The organism is Salinicola endophyticus (genome assembly GCF_003206575.1).
Lineage (GTDB): Bacteria > Pseudomonadota > Gammaproteobacteria > Pseudomonadales > Halomonadaceae > Salinicola > Salinicola endophyticus.
Map to the genome: position 1 here is coordinate 255,322 of NZ_PZJO01000004.1, position 18,893 is coordinate 274,214.

Genomic DNA, 18,893 nt, shown 5'->3' on the forward strand with positions numbered 1-18,893 from the left:
GGCGCGCTCGGTATCTGAAGGGATAGTGTCGGCATCGGCGGATGAGCCGGGCCGCGTGCCGTCGGGGCTGGGTAATCGCCGCCGTGTGGGGTAGTCTCGGACACGTCGCGGCCTGAGCGCCGTATTCGGTCAGGAGCTGAGTAGCGGTGCCAGAGGCTGTGTCCCAGACGCCCGGCGAGGGTGGCGAATTCCGTCTCGGGGTGATGATGCTCGCGACGCGATTTCCGCGCCCGCTCGGCGATATCGGCAATCCCGCCAGTTTCGCGTATCCGGTACGCCATGTGACCGTGGCCGCGGCCAGTGTGCCCGCCGTGGTCAGTGCACAGATCGCCGAGCCGGTGGTGGCCGCCTTCGTCAGCGTGGGCCAGCAGTTGATCGACGAGGGCGTCGACTGCCTGGCGACCTCCTGTGGGTTCGTCTGCGCCATTCACGATCGCCTGCAGGCGCGGCTGCCGGTGCCGCTGGTCTCCTCGGCGCTCAATCTGCTGCCGTGGCTGCACGCGCGATATGCCGCCGAGGGGCCGATCGGTATCCTCACCTTCGATGCCGATACCCTGAGCCAGGCCCACTTCGGCCGTTTCTGGCGCGAGGGCTGTGTCATCCACGGCCTGCAGCACAGCGCCCACTTCTATCCCACCATCCGCTATGACCGCCCGCAGTGGGACGCCGAGCAGGTGGCGCAGGAGGTGGTCGAGGCGGCGTTGGCGCTGCACCGGCGCCAGCCCGACATGACGGCGCTGCTGCTCGAGTGCACCAATCTGTCGCCCTACCGGCAGCGGCTGGCGGCGGCGCTCGAGCTGCCGGTCTACGACATCCACGACGCCATTACCCTGGCACGGCGGGGTGACGCGGCATGAGCCGTTCGCGCGCCTCGGCGCCAGCGCCCACTGTCTCGGGCCACGTCGACACCGCGCTGTGCGCCGAGGCCCTGCCTGGCACTACCGACTTCGCACCAGACTTCCCAACAATAAAAGGATGCTTTCGCCATGTGGCTGGTACTCATCCCGATGGCCCTTCTGTTCGCCATCATTCTGCTGCCGATCCCGCGTATCGGCGGCAATGTCATGCTGGGGCTGCTGGCCGCGGCGCTGGCCGCCGCGCTGCTCGGCGGCCTGGGGCCGATGGCAATGATCGCCGCTGCCATCAGCGGCATCGACAAGCTCTCCTGGGTCATCATGCTGTCGATCTTCGGCAGCCTCTACGCCGAGGCGCAGGTGCGCATCGGTGCCATGCAGACTGCCCTGGATGGCTTTCGCGCGCTGTTCGGACGCTCGACCACGGGCCTGGTGTGTGCGGTGATCCTGACCCTGGTGCTGAGCGGCTCGCTGCTGGGTGATGCCATCGCCGCGGCGACCGTGATCGGCTTGCTGGTGGTGCCGACGCTGGCCTCGCTCAAGCTGAGCGGTGAGCGCATCGCGGTGATCATCGTGATGGGGGCGGTGATCGGCTCCGGCATGCCGCCGATCTCGCAGTCGTTCTTTCTGGCGGCATCGCTGACCGGTATCGAGCCGGGCCAGATTCTGGGCTGGGCCTACGCCACCATGAGTGTCAGCGTGGTACTGGCGATGTTCGTCGGCGCCTGGCTGGCGCGGGGGCACACCTCGGCTGCGTTGCTGACGGCCCCCGAGCCGCTGCTGCGGGTGCTCGGGCAGCGCTGGCGCACGCTGATTCCGATGGCGGTGCTGCTGGTGATCGTGATCGCCGCCTCGCTCGGCTTCAACGTGTTCGAGCGCACCCCGGGGCTGGCCGAGCTGGTCGCCTGGCTCAAGGGCATTCCCATCGTCAAGGGGCTGGCGTTCCGGGTGGTGATGGCGGTGATCGTGGCCCTGGCGGTGAGTTTCGCCTTCCGCGCGGTGCGCCAGCAGGCCGGGGCGGTGGTCTCCTCGGGGCTGAAGAACGTCGCCAAGACGGTGCAGATCCAGCTCTGCGCCGGGGTCATGGTGGGGGTGTTCTACCAGGCCGGCCTGATCGACCTGGTGCAGCAGGCCACCGCCCACCTGGCAGCCCACTGGATGGCCGCCGCCGGTGGGTTGGCGACGATCGCCGTGGGCATGCTCACCGGCTCGCAGACCACCTCCCAGACCATGATCGTGAGCATGATGGCGCCGGCGCTGACCCATCTCGGCAATGATCCGACCCATGTGGCGGTGGGCGCGGCGCATCTGGCCATGGCCGGGCAGTCGATGCCGCCGGTGGGGCTGACCACCTTCGTGGTGACGGGGCTGGTGGGCGGTATCGTGGGGGTCAAGGTCGACCCGGTGAAGACCATGCTGATGGCGCTGCCGGTGACGATCTACTTCACCCTGGTCGGGTTCGCGTTCTGGTTCATGGGGTAGAGACGATGCGTAGGATGGGATGGGGGCGCCAGCGGACAGGCGGGATGAGGCGACGGAGCGAACGATGAACACACGCACAATCGCGGTGATCGGCGGCGGTATCGTCGGCCTCTGTACCGCGCTCTCGCTGCAGCAGCGTGGTTTCGCGGTGACCCTGGTCGCCCCCGAGACCTCGCGGGAGATGACCTCCTACGGCAACGCCGGCGTGATCACCCAGGCCTCGGTCATTCCGCTCAATATCCCCGGGCTACTCGGCAAGGTGCCGCGCTATCTGCTCAACCGCGACCCGGCGCTGCGCATTGCGCCAGCCTTTCTGCCGCGGGCCACCCCCTGGCTACTGCGCTTCATGCGGGGTTGCCAGGCGGAATCGGTGGCCAGCCGTACCGCCTCGCTGGCGCGCCTGATCCGGCCCGCGCTCGCGGCACACCGGCACTGGGCACGGGAGGCGGGCGCCGAGTCGCTGTTCCACGAAACCGGCTGGACCAAGCTCTACCGCCACCCGCAGGCGCGTGAACGGGTGAGCCTGGAGTGCCAGCTCTGGGACGCCAACGAGGTCGCCTACGAGCCTCTCACCGGGACGGCGCTGGATCAGGTCTTCGACGGCGCCTCGCGTCACTACACCCTGGGACTGCGCATTCCCGAGACCGCCTATGTGGATTCACCCGGGGCGCTGGTAGCGCGCTATCGCGACCTTTTCCTGGCCCGCGGCGGGCGCTGGCAGTGCGCCAGCGTGGCAGGCATCGAACCGGTGGCCGGGGGCTTTCGGCTGCAGGGCGGTGACACCCGCTACGCCCAGGTGGCCGTCTGTGCCGGGCCCTGGTCGCGGGAGCTGGTGGCACCCTTGGGCTATCGCCCGCCGCTGGCGTTCGAGCGCGGCTATCACCAGGAGTTCACCCTTGGCGCCGGCCAGGGGCTGGCGATGCCGTTCCACGACGTCGAGGGAGCCTTCGTGTGCACACCCATGAACGGTGGGGTGCGCGTGCTCACCGGGATCGAGTTCGACGCCCGCGACCGCAAGCCGACGCCGCGCCAGCTCCAGCGGGTGCTGCCGCGGGTCCGCCAGGTGCTGGCGCTGGGCGAGGCCCAGGGGGAGCCCTGGCTGGGCCGTCGCCCCTCGCTGCCGGACGGGCTGCCGATGATCGGTGCCGCGCCGCGCCACCCCGGTCTCTGGTTCGCCTTCGGCCACGGCCATATCGGGCTGTCGACGGGGGCGGTCAGCGGCGAGTGGCTGGCCGACGATATCCTGCGCGGCCGTGAGGATCCCCAGCGCGGTGCCTTCAGTCCGGCGCGCTTCGCCTAGCGCTCTCGGCTACGCTATGAGCTAACGGCGAGCGCGATAGGGCTGGCCGCAGGCCAAGCGGACAGCCGTGTCCGCAGAACGGCGATACCAGGGAGTGGCAGCGCATGATCGGGCGGTTTCAGTGGGTCTGGCGGCGGATGCACCGCTCGCTGTGGTATCGAGCATCCCTCTATTCGCTGGCCGGGGTGGTAACTGCGCTGATCGCCTGGGTGGCGACGCCGTGGCTGGCGCTGCCCGAGGTCTTCACCATCGGCGCCAGGGCGGTCGACAGCATCCTCGACATCATCGCCTCGAGCATGCTCGCGGTGACCACCTTCTCGCTCAGCGCCATGGTCACCGCCTACGGCTCGGCGACCAGCAACGTCAGCCCGCGGGCGACGCTGCTGCTGATCGAGGATCGGGTGACCCAGAACACCCTGGCCACCTTCATCGGCGCCTTTCTGTTCAGTCTGGTGGGGATCGTCGCGCTGGCCGCCGGGATCTACGACGCCGACGGGCGCACGTTGCTGTTCGCCGCCACCCTGGTGGTGATCGTGCTGGTGGTCTATCAACTGATCAAGTGGGCCGGCTACCTCACCCGTCTGGGGCGAGTGCGCGACACTATCGGCAAGGTCGAAAGCGCGGCCAGCGCCGCTCTCGGTGCACGCATCGAAAACCCCTATCTCGGTGGCGAAGCGATGCCCGCCGTGCTGCCCTCGGGGCTGAGTACGGTGCGGGCGGGGCAGGTGGGCTATGTGCAGCATATCGATACCGCGCATCTCGGTAGCCTGGTCGAGGACGCCGGGGAGGCGATCTATGTGCAGGTGCTGCCGGGCAGCTTCGTCGATCGCCACGCCGTGCTGGCCGCCAGCGCCAAACTCGACGAGGCGCGCATCGACGCGATCCAGGCCGCCTTCACCATCGGCCCGTTGCGCCACTTCGACCAGGACCCGCGCTTTGGCCTGATCGTGATGGCCGAGGTCGCTTCGCGCGCGCTCTCGCCGGGCATCAACGACCCCGGTACCGCGATCGATGCGATCGGCTGTGCGGTGCGGACGCTGACGCCCTGGGTCGAACACGCCACGGGTGGCATCGGCGAGCCCGAGTCGCCGGTCCGCCACGTGCATGTCGAGGCGCTGTCGACCCAGGATCTGTTCGATGACTTCTTCACCCCGGTGGCGCGGGATGGTGCCGGTAGCGTGGAGGTCTGCATCCGTCTGCAGAAGGCGCTGCGTGCGCTGGCGGTGGCGGGGGATGTGCGGATTCAGGCGCTGGCGCGGGAGCATATGCAGCTGCTGGTGGCGCGCTGCGAGCACGCCATGCCGCTGGAGGCGGACAGGGCCAGGGTGAAGGCGCTGCTCGACCCCGAGCCCGCCCGTTACACCTGATACTCGATATCCAGGGCCGCGAACCGGCGCCCGGTCTGCCCTTCGGGCGGGGGCGCCGGCCGCGGCCGTGGTGGTTCAGTTGAGGCCGAGCAGCCCACGCAGGGTCGACAGATCCTCCGCCAGCACGTTGACCGGGCCGGTCAGGGCGCGGCGGTCGGCGTCGCTGACCTTGTCGTAGGAGACGAAGCCCTTCTTGGGATCCTGGGGATCGACCCGGTAGTCGGCCAGGATCGCCTCGACGTCATCGAAGTTGCCCTGCACGCGCTTGACGAAGCCGGCGTCTTCCTCGGCGGCCAGCGGCTTGAACAGCTCGAAGATCTCCTTGGCGCCATCCACGTTGGCCTGGAAGTCCCACAGGTCGCTGCGGCTGTAGCGGTCCTCTTCACCGGAGACCTTGGTCGCCGCGACCTCCTCCATCAGCGCCGCGGCGCCACCCACCACGGTCGAGGGCGGGAAGGTGAGCCCTTGCACACGCTGGTCGAGATCGTCGACGTCTTGCATCAGCCCCTTGGCGTAGGGAGCGAGCCCTTGGGTGCTTTGGGCCTTGAAGAGGCCATACTCGAGGCGGTGGAAGCCGGTGAAGTCGGGGTCCTTGACGCCGTGCTCATAGTCGTCCTCACGCGCATCGATGCTGGCGTCGAGGTCGGCGAACATCTCGGCGATCGGCTCGATGCGCTCGTAGTAGACGCGGGTGGGGGCATACAGCGCCTGGGCCTTGTCCAGGTTGCCCTGTTCGATCGCCTGGGTGAACTCGCGGGTATGGGCGACCAACTGTTCCAGATTGTCGAGTACGTAGAGCTTGTACTCGGCGATCGGACCGACCAGCGCATCGGCGGGGACGGCGGCCTGGGCGGGGGCGTTGAGCGCCATCAGCGCCAGGGCGCTGACGCTGATCCAGCGGGAGAGCGGTTGCATGGTGAAGCTCCTTTCGATGATCCGTGGTGAGGATTGTCTGGACACTACCTGGGGCAGCGTCGGGTCGATGCCGTGTTGCTAGTCGTGTGGTCCTGGCCTGGGCCCGTCTTTGCGGGCCTTGTCCGCGAGGGCACGAGCCCCCTCAGGCGGTGGCTGCCATCAGCCCGCGCCCCAGGTAGTCCTGCTCATCCCGCGCGCCGGGCAGCACGAAGAAGTAGCCACCGCCGACCGGCTTGATGTACTCCTCCAGCGGTTCGCCATCCAGGCGCTTCTGCACCGTGATGAAGCCCTCCTGCAGATCCGCCTGGAAGCAGATGAACAGAAGCCCCATGTCGAGCTGGCCGTTGGGCTCGACCCCGTTGGAGTAGTTGAACGGGCGGCGCAGGATGCGGTTCTTCTCGGTCTCCGGGGTGCGCGGGTTGGCCAGGCGGATATGGGCATCGAGCGGGGTGATCTTGCCTTCTGGGTCGCTGGCGTAATCCGGCACGTCCTGCTCGACCCCGCCGGAGAGCGGCGCACCGCTCATCTTCTCGCGGCCGAAGATCGCCTCCTGTTCACCCAGCGGGGTGCGATCCCAGCGCTCCACGTAGTTGCGGATGATGCGCACCGCCATGTAGCTGCCGCCCACCGCCCAGTCGGGCTCGTCGCGCTGTGGGTCGACCCAGATCAGCTCGTCCATCAGCGCCTTGTCCTGGGCACTGGGGTTGGCGGTACCGTCGCGGAAGCCGAGGAAATTGCGCGCGCTACCGTCGATGTCTCCCGGTGAGGGCGGCAGCAGCGGCACGTTGCCCTCCTGTTTCCAGCGCACCAGCAGGCTTCCGGGGGTGTGCTTGATGATGTCGCGCAGCGCGTGATAGGCGGTATCGAGGGTGTTGGCGCAGATCTGCAGCGCCAGGTCGCCATGGCAGCGGGCGGCATCGAGGGCGTCGTTGGGAAACCCCTGCATGCGCTCGAGATGTCGGGGCCGCGCGGGGGCGAGGCCGAAGCGGTCGTCGAACAGCGAGGCGCCCAGCGCCACGGTCACGCTCAGGCCGTCGGGGGGGATACGCGGGCCGAGGATGCCGGAGTCGGGCGGCGGGAAGCGTGGGTCGCGCTGGGGGTAGGCGCCGCCCTGGGTCAGAAAGGCGATACGCGTGGTCAGCGTGCGCAGCAGTGTATCCAGCCCCTCGCGGTCGCGCGCCAGCACGTCGAAGGAGACCAGCATGCCGCTGGCTTGGCGCGGCGTGGTGATCCCCTGCTGATGCGGGCCATGGAAAGGGTAGGCGAGTTCGGGGTCCTGGGTCAGCGGGGCGCTGGTGACTTCTGCACTGCGCTGGGTGTGGCCGGCGGCGTCCGCCTTGGCCGGCTCGGCCAGCGCCTGGCCGGGGCAGAGGCCCGCGAGTCCCAGGCCCAGGCCGGTGGCCCCGGCGCCGCGGAGGAAGCCGCGGCGGTCCAGGCGGGTGTCGCTATGGGTAGAGAATCCAAACGGGCAGCGGGAAGATGGCTGATCACTCATGGCTGTTTGACCCTATACGGTAACGATTGACGATGAACTCATCCGCTCAGGGCGAGCGCGTGGTTGACGGCCGCCAGCGCCTTGGCCAGCGCCTCGCTGTTCGCGAGCAGACGCTGTGCGGTGGCGGCAGGCACCGCGCCGGCGTCGAGCAGCGCCTGGAGCGCATCGGGGGCCGCCGACTCGGCTGTCGACGTGGTGCCATCGGCCCCTGGCTGCGCGGCTTCGGCCAGAGACTGCTGCAGGGCGGACAGGGCCTGATCGAGCTGGCGCTGAAGTGCCGGGGCCTGACGCGCCAGTAGCGGGTCGATCAGCGTCACGATCTTGGCACTGCCCTCGGTGATACCGGCCAGGTCATTGAGCGCCAGTGGCGTCATCTCGCCGTCGGTGGCGCGGTCATGCCAGGTCTGCAGCGCGCGGGCGCTGCCGTTGGCCAGCTGCGCCGGCGGCACCGAAGCCTGGGCGAGGCGCCGGGAGAGGACATCGAGATCCGCCATCAGTTGCTTGGCCACCGGCGCCAGGCCGGCGGTGGAGCCAGCGCTGAACAATCCCTGAGCCAGCCGTGGGAAGCCGCCGAAATCCGGGTCCTTCTCGCGCCCGGCGTAATAGTCGGCGGGGGCGTTGAGGCGCTGGTCGAGATCGCCGAACAGGCCGATCGGCATCGCCAGGCGCTGGTCGATGCGGCGCGCCTGGAGATAGGCCGTGCGCGCCGCCGTCAGGTCGCCGGCGTTGATCGCCTGCGCGAGCGCCGCACTGGCGCGCTCGAGCTTGCGCATCTGCAGCGTGGTGTAGACGCGCAGCTCGGCCCGCGCGCCGACGAAGTCGTGCGCGGCCAGCGCCCGGGCCGGGGCGGCATTGCCGTTCGGCGTCACATGCAGCTCGCCGTGGGGGTTGCTCAGCAGACCGCAGGTCATGGCGTAGTCGCCCGGTGCCAGGTCGACACGCAGCGGCTGGCGCATCCCGGGGGCGATGTTCTCGCGCTCGGCCAGTACCATGACGCCGTCGATCACCTCCCACTCGATGGCACGGTCCGAGCGGTTGACGATGGTGAAGGTGCGCTCGCCGGCGGGTACCTCGACCCGTGACGGCTGGCAGCCCCTGGCGCCGATCTCGATCAGCGTGCCGTCATCGCTGCCGCTCTCGACGGCGCGCAGCGACAGCGCGAACACCCCGAAGGCGATCAGCATGAGTAGAAACGAGGCCACCAGGCCCAGGCGCATCAGGCGCGGCGAGGGAGCGTGGTGGGCGGTACTCGGGGTGGCGTGGGTCGAGTTCATCCCTGGCTCCCCGCGGTGGCTGCGGTGTGCGTCTCGCGCCGCGGGCGTAACAGCCACAGGGCGATCAGCAGATAGCCCAAGTAGGCGACGACCTCACTTAGAGTGGGCGCCGGCTGATAGCCGAAGATTCCGGCGAACAGCGAACCCAGCGGGGTGTCCAGCGGCAGCACGTTGCTGAGATCGAACACCACCTGCTGGGCGTGGTTCCACAGCCCCGCCTCGTGCAGCGCGCGCACCGAGCCGGCGAGCAGCCCGGCGGCGACCAGCAGGATGAAGACCCCGGTGGCGCGGAAGAAGTGGCCCAGCGGCAGGCGCAGGCTGCCGCGGTAGATCGCCAGGCCCGCAATCACCGCGACGGCGATACCCAGCAGCGCACCCAGCGGGGCGGCACTGCTCGTGCTCTGCTGAAACACCGCCAGGAGAAAGAAGATCGACTCCAATCCCTCTCGCGCCACCGCCAGGAAGACCATGCCGATCAGCGCCCAGGTGTGACTTCTGCCACTAAAGGCGTGATCGAGCGCCAAGGTCAGGTCGCGTTTCATGCCAGCGGCGGCGCGGCGCATCCACAGCACCATCCAGGTCAGCATGCCCACTGCGAGCAGCCCGACCACGGCTTCGAACAGCTCCTGCTGGCGCTGGGGGAATTCGGCGCTGGCGAACTGCAGGCCGGCACCCACCAGCAGGGCCAGGGCCACGGCCAGGAAGATGCCGGTCCAGACGGCAGGCATCCAGGCCTGGCGTTGGGTCTGATGCAGATAGGTGGCGATGATGCCGACGATCAGCGCGGCCTCGAGGCCTTCACGCAGCATGATGAGAAAAGGGATGAGCATGAGTCGAACCTGACGCGGGTGAAGAGGACGAATGATAAGAGAGAAACACTTCGTTGCGCGAATGATACTTGTTTTCAAATTCATGAGGTAACAGTTTGTTGCCGGTTGCGCAAGCGGACGCTGGCTGGCGGCGGGTAATATTGACGCGGAGAGCAGGGAGCGTGGCGTGATCGGGAGCCCGAGAGCGACCTCGACTGCGCTCATGGCGCAGAAAGTGTTCCAGAAGCGACACCTTTCGTCCTGTGGGCGGTTATGTTGTCGCAGACAGATAAAAAAGCATGCGTCGCGTTGTCACACGATTTAGAGTCGATTCAAGGCCGAAAAACGATCCAGGAAGTGCAAAGATACGGCCAGCTTCAGCATCTCCTCAGGGCTACCGCCGAGCCAGGCAGACGGTGCGATGCGCCTGAAGGAGCGACCGACGCCAGGGACGCGCGATAACAACAACCACCTGACATTGTGATGGAGTAACCTGACATGGCGATTTCTTCCGTTTCTCGTGAGCGGGACCTCGGCGTATCCGAGCCCCAGACCCTCGGCTTCCTGTTGCTGGACAACTTCACCCTGATCTCCCTGGCGTCGGCGATCGAACCCCTGCGCATGGCCAACCAGCTGGCCGGTCGCGAGCTCTACCGGTGGTACATCATCACCCTGGACGGCGCGCCGGTGCGTGCCAGTGATGGCATGCAGGTAACCCCCGATGCCAGCACCCAGGCGCCCTTGAACCTCGACTGGCTGGTGGTGTGCGGCGGTGTGGCGCCGCAGCGCGCGGTGTCGCCGGCGCTGCTGAACTGGCTGCAGAGCCGCGGGCGCACGCTGCGGCGTGTCGGCTCGGTGTGCACCGGCAGCTGGGCGCTGGCCCAGGCCGGTCTGCTGGATGGCTACGAGTCGAGCATCCACTGGGAGTGTCTGGCGGCGATGCAGGAGGCCTATCCGCGCACCGCCTGGAGCACGCGTCTGTTCTCGATCGACCGCGACCGCTTCACCGCCTCCGGCGGCACCGCGCCGCTGGACATGATGCTCAACCTGATCGGCCGCGATCACGGCCGCGAGCTGTCGGCGGCGATCTCGGAGATGTTCATCTGCGAGCGCGTGCGCGGCGAAGAGGACCAGCAGCGGGTGCCGCTCAAGCATGTCCTCGGGACCACCCAGCCCAAGCTGCTGGAGATCGTGGCGCTGATGGAGGCCAATATCGAGGAGCCGATCGAGCTCGACGAGCTGGCCAGCTATGTCGATGTCTCGCGGCGCCAGCTCGAGCGCCTGTTCCAGCGCCATCTGCACTGTTCGCCGTCGCGCTACTATCTCAAGCTGCGCCTGACGCGGGCACGCCAGCTGCTCAAGCAGACCCCGCTGCCGATCATCGAGATCGCCTCGGCCTGTGGCTTCGTCTCCACGCCGCACTTCTCCAAGTGCTACCGCGAGTACTTCGGTACGCCGCCGCGGGAGGATCGTGGCGAGTCGGTCAAGATCCGGCGTCTGGAGCCGATCCTGCGCCAGCCGACTGCGGAAGACGCACTGATGCAGTTCAGCAGCGCCAGCGTCGCCCTCAATCACGCTCGCGGCGAGCCCACCTACGCCAGCATCGCGCTGAGATAGCGCGGCCCGCTCCCGGCCGCTGCGACAGCGCTGGCGGCCGGGCGTGGAGGGCCGGGTCGGTACGCCTGCATGGCGCGCCGGCACCGGCCCTTCGCTTCTGCGCTTTTCCCACCTTCCCCGGACATTTTCATAGGCTGCGACAACCCGTCGCGGCTGGCGTCATCTCACGCCAGCCGGGGCCTGTGGCGTATTTGTTAGCCTAAGAATATTTAGGGTGCTCAACTTTATCGCGAATCGGCCGTTGTTGTTGGCAAGCCGTTTCCCGCAAAGGAGTCCCTGATGAATCCCTCGACGCTGATAGGCATCTTCGCCAGCGTACTGCTTCTGGTCTGCGTGCTGTTCTTCACGGCCGAATCCCCGGACAGTTTCATCAATCTGCCGGGGTTGGCGCTGGTCGTCACCGGGACCCTGGCGGCGACCTTCATCAGTTACCCGCTCAAGGAGGTCGTTCGCGTCGTGCGTCTGGTCGGCGTGGTGTTCAAGCGCGAGGACAGTTTCGTCCGCGACGATATCGACGAGCTGGTGGCGCTGTCGCGGCTCTGGACCAAAGGCGACGTCAGAGCGGTGGAGGGCGAGCTCGAATACGTGCGCAACCCATTCCTGCGTTCCGGGGTGCAGCTGCTCATCGCCAATACCAAGGAGGAGGAGATCTTCGACGTGCTGCAGTGGCGCATCACGCGGCTCAAGGCCCGGGAGCAGGCCGATGCGCAGATCTTTCGCACCATGGCGACCTACGCGCCGGCCTTCGGCATGATCGGTACGCTGGTGGGGCTGGTGAACATGCTGGGGGTGGTCGATGCGGGGAGTCTGGATATCATCGGGCCGCGCATGGCGGTGGCGCTGCTGACCACCTTCTACGGCATTCTGCTCGCCAACCTGGTGTTCAAGCCGATCGCCGTCAAGCTCGAACGGCGCACTGAAGAGCGCTTGATCACCATGCACATGGTGATGGAGGGGATCTCGCTGATGAGCAAGCGACGGCTGCCGTCGTTCATCGAAGAGACGCTGAACTCCTTCGTCGTCAACTACCGCGATGAGATCCGCGACCCCAACGTCAAGCCACGTCACGCTGCGGCGACGCCATCCGCCACCTCGGAGGAGTAGCCCCATGCACCAGCGAGAGATGCAGAACCTGCTGACGCCGCCGGTCGCGGCAGGCGCGGAGGACGAGGGCTGGCTGACGAGTTACCTGGATGTGCTCACGCTGCTGCTGACGCTGTTCGTGCTGCTGCTGTCGCTCATCCCCCGGGGGGAGTCGCAGGCCACCCAGGCCGGGGGCAAGAACACCGCGGCCAGTGTCTCGTCCCCGTCGGGCCTGAAGCCGCTCAACGACGGTCTCGACCCTCGGCTGGCGGGGATCAAGATACCGGGTGTACACGTGATGAAGGGGCAGCAGGGGATCACGCTGCGGATCGACGACGACCTGCTGTTCCCCAGCGGCAGGGCGACGCTGACCGCGGGAGGACGTGATGTGCTCGCCAGCCTGGTCGCTGATCTCGAGGCTTTCGAGGGCGAGATATCGGTGGAAGGACATACCGACGACGTGCCGATCTCGACGCCGCGCTTCCCCTCCAACTGGGATCTCTCCGCTGCGCGGGCGATCGCCGTGGTGCGCTATCTGGCCGCGAGGGGGATCGCGGATACCCGCCTGCGGGCGATCGGCTACGGTGCTACCCGTCCGACCGCTGACAATGCCACGGCGGCGGGCCGCGCCGCCAACCGCCGCGTCGATATCCTGTTGCACCGGCCGGTCGCCGGCTCGGCTGCGGCTAGATGAGCCCCGTTTCGTGGCGCAGGCGCGACTGAATCAGGTCGACGAAGGCGCGGGCGCGGGCGGTGATGCCGTGGCGATCAGGGTGAATGGCGATCACCTCCAGCGGCGCCGGGGCGAGATCGAGGTCGAGCGGCACCAGCTCGCCGGCATCGATCCAGGCCTGGCAGAAATGGCGCGGAATGATCGCAAAACCGATGCCCGCCCTGGCCCCCGCGATCAGCAGGGTGCTGCTGTCGACGCGATAGCGGGCAGGGACCTTGAGCGAGATCGGACGGCCCGAGTCGTCGATGAAGTGCCATGGGTTCGCTTCCAGGGCGGTCAGCGTCGACAGGCAGGGTAGTACGGAGAGCTCCCGCACCGAGCTGGGACGTCCATGCTCGGCGATCACGCGCGGTGCGGCGACCACGACGCTCTCCATCGTCACCAGTGAGCGCACCACCATGGCGCTGTCGGCGAGCCTGCCCCGGTGGTAGCTGATCGAGACATCGACCTCGCGTTTGACCGGATCCAGCGGTGCCATGCTGGTGATGCAGTCGAGATGGATGCCGGGATGCGCTGCCACGAATTCCGCCACGCAGTCGTTGAGCCAGCGCACCGCGAACTCGGAGGGGATCGCCACGGTCACCTTGCCGCTCAAGGTGTCGTCGCGGCCGTCCAGCTCATGCGAAAGCTCCTCCAGGGCGGCGATCAGATGATGCGCGCGCTCGTGCAGGCGGCGGCCATCCGGCGTCAGGCGCAGGTGACGTGTGTTACGCAGCACCAGCGGCTGGGCGAGTTCGCTCTCGAACTGGGCGAGCTGGCGCGCCACCGTCGATTTAGGCACGCCGAGCGCTTTCGAGGCGGCGAGTATCGAGCCCTGCTCGGCAACGCTGACGAAGATTCTGAGATGGTTGAGGTTCATGATCCTGAATTCGGGAAACTGTTTCCTGACGCCCCGCATTGAGCGCGGGGAAGCGGCGACCCTAAGGTACTCGCCATTCCCGGGGCCGGCGACAGCGCAGCAGCGCGTCACCGGCGGGTCGTCACAGGAGGCAGAGCAGCATGAACAGTATCGTCGATCGGGACCCCACCGAAACCGAAGAGTGGACGGATGCACTGACATCCCTGATTCGCGTCGGCGGTGAGGCGCGGGCGCGTTTCGTGATGGGCAAGCTTTTGGAGAACCCCGCGCTGGCCTTGCGCCGGGAAGCGCTCGAGACGCCGCACCGCAACACCATCGGTAGACGCGACCAGCCGGTCTATCCCGGTGATCTGGCGCTGGAGCGCAAGCTGCGTTCCGCCATTCGCTGGAACAGCGTGGCGATGGTGGTGCGGGCCAACGCCAAGGACAAGAGCCTCGGCGGGCACCTGGCAAGCTACATGTCCAGCGCCACGCTCTACGAGGTAGGGTTCAATCACTTCTTCCGCGCCCGCTCCGAGCGCTTCGCCGGCGATCTGGTCTACTTTCAGGGCCATATCGCGCCGGGTATCTATGCCCGCTCCTTTCTCGAAGGGCGCTTCGATCAAGCGCGACTCGACAACTTCCGCCAGGAGGTCTGCGGCAGCGGGCTCTCCTCCTATCCGCACCCTTATCTGATGCCGGACTACTGGCAGTTCTCCACCGTCTCGATGGGGCTGGGGCCGATCCAGGCAATTTATCAGGCGCGCCTGATGAAGTATCTCGATCAGCGCGAGCTGTCGCCGCTCGAACAGCGCAAGGTCTGGGCCTTTCTCGGTGACGGCGAGTGCGACGAGCCCGAAGCCATGGGCGCGCTCAACGTTGCCAGCCGTGAGCGCCTCGACAATCTGATCTTCGTGGTCAACTGCAATCTGCAGCGACTCGATGGCCCGGTGCGCGGCAACGGCAGTGTCATGCGCGAGCTGGAACGCGCGTTCAAGGGGGCCGGCTGGCGCGTGATCAAAGTGGTCTGGGGCAGCGGCTGGGATGCGCTGCTCGCAGCCGATCACGACGGCCTGCTCGGTCGGCGCATGGATGAGGCGGTGGATGGCGAGTATCAGAACTTCAAGGCGCAGGGTGGGGCCTACACCCGGGAGAAGTTCTTCGGCAAGTACGCCGAGCTCGCCGAGCGTGTCGCCTCGCTGTCGGATACCGACATCCATAACCTGACCCGCGGCGGACACGACCCCGAGAAGGTCTACGCCGCCTACCACGCCGCCGTGCGCAGCGATGACGGCCGTCCCACGGTGATCCTCGCCCATACCGTCAAGGGGTATGGCATGGGCAGCGAGCACGGCGAGGCCGACATGGAGGCGCACAACATCAAGACGATGAGCGGCGATGGGCTGCGTGCACTGCGCGAGCGCTTCGAACTGCCCATCGACGATGCGGCGCTCGACAGCGGGATACGCGACGGCACGGGCATGCCCTACTATCGGCCGGCGGCGGACAGCCCCGAAATGCGTTATCTGCACGCGCGCCGGACCGAACTCGGTGGCTATCTGCCCGCCCGCGAGGCGCGTGTCGAGGCGCTGAGCATTCCCGCGTTGGACGACCGCATCTTTGCCACCCAGACCTGCGGCAGCGGTGAGCGCAAGCTCTCCACGACCATGTCCTTCGTGCGTGTGCTGAGCGGTCTGGTGAAACACCGGTCGCTGGGTTCCCGGGTCGTGCCGATCATTCCCGACGAGGCGCGTACCTTCGGCATGGAGGGGCTCTTCCGGCAGCTCGGTATCTACGCCCCCGAAGGGCAGAAATACGAACCCGCCGATGCCGGGCAGATCATGTTCTACCGTGAGGATCGCAGCGGGCAGATCCTCGAGGAGGGGATCACCGAGGCCGGGGCGATGTCGTCCTGGATCGCCGCGGCCACGGCGTACGCCAACCACGGCACGCCGCTGATCCCGTTCTATGTCTACTACGCCATGTTCGGCTTCCAGCGCATCGGCGATCTGGCCTGGGCCGCCGGTGACATGCTCTGTCGCGGCTTCATGGTCGGTGGCACTGCAGGGCGTACCACGATCAACGGCGAAGGGTTGCAGCATCAGGATGGCCATAGTCATCTGTTCGCCTCCGTCATCCCCAACTGTCGCAGCTACGATCCCACCTATGCCCACGAGGTGGCGGTCATCGTGCGCCACGGGCTGGTGGAGATGGTCGAGCGCCAGCGGGATGTCTTCTTCTACCTGACGGTGATGAACGAGAACTACGTGCACCCCGCCATGCCGGCAGGCTGCGAGGAGGGGATCGTTCGCGGTCTCTATCTGCTCGACGAGGACGACGCCACCGCCGACGATCGCCCGCGGGCCCAGCTACTGGGCAGCGGTGCCATCCTGCGCGAGGTCGAGGCGGCGGCGTGGATGCTGCGCAACGAATACGGTGTCGCCGCGGATGTCTGGAGTGCGACGAGCTTCAACGAGCTACGCCGCGAGGCGCTGGCCTACGACCGCCGGCGATTTCTGGCCCCCGGCCAGGCGCTCGACAAGCCCTGGGTCACCCGTCAGTTGGCAGCACGCGCCGGACCGGTGATCGCCGCCAGCGATGCCATCCGTCTCTACGCCGACCAGATCCGTGCCTGGGTGCCGAGTGACTACCACGTGCTGGGGACCGACGGCTTCGGCCGCTCGGACACCCGCGAGGCGCTGCGCGACTTCTTCGAGGTCGATCGTCATCACGTCGTCGTGCTCACGCTCTCGGCGCTGGTCGAGCGGGACGAACTGGCCCCCGAGGTCGTCGTCGAGGCCATGTCCCGCTATGGCCTCGACACCGCGACTCCGAACCCCTGGGAGTGCTGAGGTGATGCGCAGTGATTTCGCCAGCGTTGGCAGCGCAGGTGCCCGCGCGGATCGTTGCGTGCATGCCTGTCCTGCCGTGCGCAAGCGTGCCCGGTTGCTCGGTCTCTCGCTCGCGGCGATCCGCGGCAGCGGGCGCAAGGGACGCATCACGCCGGCAGACGTGGAGCGCTACGCCGCCGCTGGGGCGCCGGACTCGAAGGCGCGCCCCGGTGACTGAGCACGGTAGGGCAGTGACGCCTTCGTTGGGGCAGCCGTTCAGCGTCTGCCGCTGGCCAGTCGACGTTCAACCGAGCATCGGTCTGACCAGGGTCATCACGCCGAAGGTGGCGACACCGACGATCACCGGCAGGCCCAGTGATCGGGTTCGCCGCCAGGTCAGCAGTGTGGCGGCGAGCCCGACGAGCGTGGCGATCCAGCCCGTGGCGTCAGGCACCCTCGGCACCAGCGATACCCCCAGCACGGCGGCGATCATCATCGGCCCGAGCACGCCGAGCCATGCCGGCATCGACTCCGTGCCCGCACGCTCGCGGGAGTGGCGCAGTCGGCGCTGCATCCAGAGCAGCGGCAGCAGCCGGATGAGGTAGGTGCCGAGGGCGCCGGCGAGCAGGGCGATCCAGAGTTCGACACTCATCGATGAGCTCCCGGCAGGCGCGGGGCCCGCAGTGTGAAGAAGCAGAGACCGCCGAGGGCTGCCGCCAGCGGGATACCGACGTTGGCCAGACCGCCCAGGGTGAAGGCCAGCGCTGCGGCGATGCAGACACACAGCGCCAGCGCCCAGCGCGGTGAGGTGAAACGCGGCACCACCAGCACCAGGAAGAGCGCGGGCAGGGCGAAGGGCATCACCTCGCCGAGCAGTGGCCACTGCGCCATCAGCCACTCCCCGGCGATGGCACCGAGCAGCGAGCCGGCGATCCAGCTCAGCCAGGCGAGCAGCGCCGCGCCGCAGAACCAGCCGACCCGCTGGCGCTCGGCGAGCTGAGGCAGGCGGGCGTGGGCCAGGGCGAAGACCTGATCGGTCAAGCCATGCATCAGCCAGGGCCACCAGCGGCTCGGCGGCAGCCACGGGGCGAGGTTGGGCGCATAGACGACGTGGCGCAGGTTGATCAGCAGGGTCATGGCCACTGCAAGCCACAGCGGCGCGCCGCCGGCCACCATGCCCACGAACACGAACTGCGAGGCGCCGGCATAGATCAGGGCCGAGATCGCCAGCGTCTCCAGGCTGCTGAAGCCGGCCTGGGTGGCGACCAGCCCGAATGAGACAGCGACCGGGATATAGCCACTCAGCAGTGGCAGCGAGTCGCGCACGCCCCCCAGCCAGGCAGGGGCGGTGGATGTGGCGAGGTCGTGATCAGACATGGGCGGCCGGCTCCGGGAGATAGACGATGGTGACCAGCAGCGCGGCACCGCTGTCGCCGCTGAGATAGGCGTGGGGACGGTCGCTGTCGAAGGTGTAGAGCTCGCCGACGTCGAGCTGGCGGCTCTCTTCCGGCGGCCCCACCGTCAGGCTGCCCTCGATCAGTTGCACCGTCTCGCGGGTGCCGGCGGTATGTGCCTCGGCTTCGCGCCGGTGGCGCGGGGCGAGGCGCATCAGGTAGGCATCCACCGGCACGCCGCTGCGGCTCTGCATGATCAGCTGCACGCTGGCGCCGGCATCGTCGACGGCGGCGGCGAGGGGGGCGACCAGGGTGCCGAAGGGCACGCCGAGCTGGCGCGCCAGCCGCCACAGGGTGTCGAGGGTGGGGTTGCCGTCGCCCTGTTCCAGCCGCGACAGGTTCGATTTGGCGACCTTGGCCTGGGCCGCCAGCTGCGATAGCGACAGCCCGTGGGACTGGCGCAGCGTCTGCAGATGCTGGCCGAGGATGTGGCGCGAGGCGGCGTCCATGGCGGCGGTCTCCTGAGGGTGTCGTGGTGAGGGACGTCGGATCGAGCGATGTGGCGGGCGGCGTGCCTGCAGCGAGTGTCGCGATCGGAATGGCGTCACACAGGGTTGTTCTATTTAAAGAACGTTCTACAAAAGGAACGCTCAGGCGTCAATAGCGCTGTGGCCGCGGGCTGGCGGCGCCGCGGCCGAGCATGGCAGCGGCGGGTATCCTCTGCGGATCGCGGAAGGGGCGGTGGGGTGGCGCGTCGGGGCGTCGTGGAGAGAACGTTCGGCGTGACGCAATCGGAACACTCGGATTCGCTTTCGGTCGGCGAGCGGGCAGGGCGCAGGGATATGCTGCGCGGAACAGTCGCTCTCGCCGCTTCATCATCGTGATGCCAAACCGGGAGCGC

At 67.8% G+C, this 18,893-nt stretch carries 17 protein-coding genes; 9 read left to right on the plus strand and 8 right to left on the minus strand.

Annotated features, from left to right (window positions below; all coding sequences use genetic code 11):
* Nucleotides 1-146 precede the first annotated feature (146 nt).
* The 4 genes from DOM66_RS10515 (at nt 147) to DOM66_RS10530 (ending at nt 5,003) form a co-directional block, all read left to right on the plus strand.
* On the plus strand, nt 147-857 hold the full coding sequence (locus DOM66_RS10515) for an aspartate/glutamate racemase family protein (protein WP_188115171.1): 711 nt from the start codon (nt 147-149) through the stop codon (nt 855-857).
* Between the two features lie 129 nt (nt 858-986).
* Nucleotides 987-2,336, plus strand: a complete 1,350-nt coding sequence (locus DOM66_RS10520) for a TRAP transporter large permease subunit (RefSeq protein WP_110690093.1) — start codon at nt 987-989, stop codon at nt 2,334-2,336.
* Between the two features lie 64 nt (nt 2,337-2,400).
* Nucleotides 2,401-3,636, plus strand: a complete 1,236-nt coding sequence (locus DOM66_RS10525; protein WP_157959032.1) for an NAD(P)/FAD-dependent oxidoreductase — start codon at nt 2,401-2,403, stop codon at nt 3,634-3,636.
* Nucleotides 3,637-3,740: 104 nt separating this feature from the next.
* Nucleotides 3,741-5,003 carry a DUF2254 domain-containing protein gene (locus DOM66_RS10530; protein WP_110675410.1) on the plus strand — a complete coding sequence of 421 codons (1,263 nt, stop codon included), beginning with the start codon at nt 3,741-3,743 and terminating at the stop codon, nt 5,001-5,003.
* Between the two features lie 75 nt (nt 5,004-5,078).
* Here the strand turns inward: DOM66_RS10530 and efeO (DOM66_RS10535) are convergent, their stop codons facing one another.
* The 4 genes from efeO (DOM66_RS10535) to efeU all read right to left on the minus strand — a co-directional run bounded on the left by efeO (DOM66_RS10535) (nt 5,079) and on the right by efeU (nt 9,517).
* Complete coding sequence (gene efeO / locus DOM66_RS10535; RefSeq protein WP_110690095.1) at nt 5,079-5,918, minus strand: iron uptake system protein EfeO; 840 nt, start codon at nt 5,916-5,918, stop codon at nt 5,079-5,081.
* A gap of 142 nt (nt 5,919-6,060) precedes the next feature.
* Nucleotides 6,061-7,413: an iron uptake transporter deferrochelatase/peroxidase subunit gene (gene efeB, locus DOM66_RS10540; protein ID WP_110690096.1), complete on the minus strand. Its 1,353-nt coding sequence runs from the start codon at nt 7,411-7,413 to the stop codon at nt 6,061-6,063.
* Nucleotides 7,414-7,451: 38 nt separating this feature from the next.
* Nucleotides 7,452-8,687, minus strand: coding sequence for an iron uptake system protein EfeO (gene efeO, locus DOM66_RS10545; RefSeq protein WP_110690097.1), 1,236 nt, complete (start codon nt 8,685-8,687; stop codon nt 7,452-7,454).
* On the minus strand, nt 8,684-9,517 hold the full coding sequence (gene efeU / locus DOM66_RS10550) for an iron uptake transporter permease EfeU (protein ID WP_110690098.1): 834 nt from the start codon (nt 9,515-9,517) through the stop codon (nt 8,684-8,686). Before efeU ends, efeO (DOM66_RS10545) begins: the two co-directional genes overlap by 4 nt.
* 477 nt (nt 9,518-9,994) lie before the next feature.
* Here efeU and gbdR point away from each other — a divergent pair, with 477 nt between their 5' ends.
* The 3 genes from gbdR (at nt 9,995) to DOM66_RS20005 (ending at nt 12,890) form a co-directional block, all read left to right on the plus strand.
* Nucleotides 9,995-11,113: a choline metabolism transcriptional regulator GbdR gene (gene gbdR, locus DOM66_RS10555; RefSeq protein ID WP_110675415.1), complete on the plus strand. Its 1,119-nt coding sequence runs from the start codon at nt 9,995-9,997 to the stop codon at nt 11,111-11,113.
* 279 nt (nt 11,114-11,392) lie between these two features.
* On the plus strand, nt 11,393-12,217 hold the full coding sequence (locus DOM66_RS10560; protein WP_110675416.1) for a motility protein A: 825 nt from the start codon (nt 11,393-11,395) through the stop codon (nt 12,215-12,217).
* Nucleotides 12,218-12,221: 4 nt separating this feature from the next.
* Nucleotides 12,222-12,890 carry an OmpA/MotB family protein gene (locus DOM66_RS20005; protein ID WP_110690099.1) on the plus strand — a complete coding sequence of 223 codons (669 nt, stop codon included), beginning with the start codon at nt 12,222-12,224 and terminating at the stop codon, nt 12,888-12,890.
* Here DOM66_RS20005 and DOM66_RS19565 read toward each other — a convergent pair.
* Entirely contained in the window at nt 12,883-13,788 is a 906-nt protein-coding gene (locus tag DOM66_RS19565) for a LysR family transcriptional regulator (RefSeq protein WP_188115172.1), read from the minus strand. The two genes, DOM66_RS20005 and DOM66_RS19565, sit on opposite strands and share 8 nt — an antisense overlap.
* Before the next feature lie 140 nt (nt 13,789-13,928).
* Between DOM66_RS19565 and aceE the strand changes: the two genes are divergently transcribed.
* A complete protein-coding gene (aceE, locus tag DOM66_RS10580; protein WP_110690101.1) occupies nt 13,929-16,619 on the plus strand; it encodes a pyruvate dehydrogenase (acetyl-transferring), homodimeric type in 2,691 nt (896 codons plus the stop codon).
* Nucleotides 16,620-16,623: 4 nt separating this feature from the next.
* The gene (locus DOM66_RS10585; protein WP_245392426.1) at nt 16,624-16,836 is read left to right on the plus strand and encodes an E3 binding domain-containing protein; all 213 of its coding nucleotides are present in this window, start codon (nt 16,624-16,626) and stop codon (nt 16,834-16,836) included.
* A gap of 66 nt (nt 16,837-16,902) precedes the next feature.
* On the opposite strand, the gene DOM66_RS10590 is transcribed toward DOM66_RS10585, so the two are convergent.
* The 3 genes from DOM66_RS10590 to DOM66_RS10600 are packed head-to-tail and all read right to left on the minus strand — an operon-like array spanning nt 16,903 to nt 18,501.
* Nucleotides 16,903-17,250, minus strand: a complete 348-nt coding sequence (locus tag DOM66_RS10590; protein ID WP_106418273.1) for an AzlD domain-containing protein — start codon at nt 17,248-17,250, stop codon at nt 16,903-16,905.
* Nucleotides 17,247-17,975, minus strand: coding sequence for an AzlC family ABC transporter permease (locus DOM66_RS10595; protein ID WP_110690103.1), 729 nt, complete (start codon nt 17,973-17,975; stop codon nt 17,247-17,249). The genes DOM66_RS10590 and DOM66_RS10595 overlap by 4 nt, the downstream gene beginning before the upstream one ends.
* Nucleotides 17,968-18,501 (minus strand): helix-turn-helix domain-containing protein, encoded by a 534-nt coding sequence (locus tag DOM66_RS10600; RefSeq protein ID WP_110675420.1) that lies wholly within the window; start codon nt 18,499-18,501, stop codon nt 17,968-17,970. The genes DOM66_RS10595 and DOM66_RS10600 overlap by 8 nt, the downstream gene beginning before the upstream one ends.
* Nucleotides 18,502-18,893 lie beyond the last annotated feature (392 nt).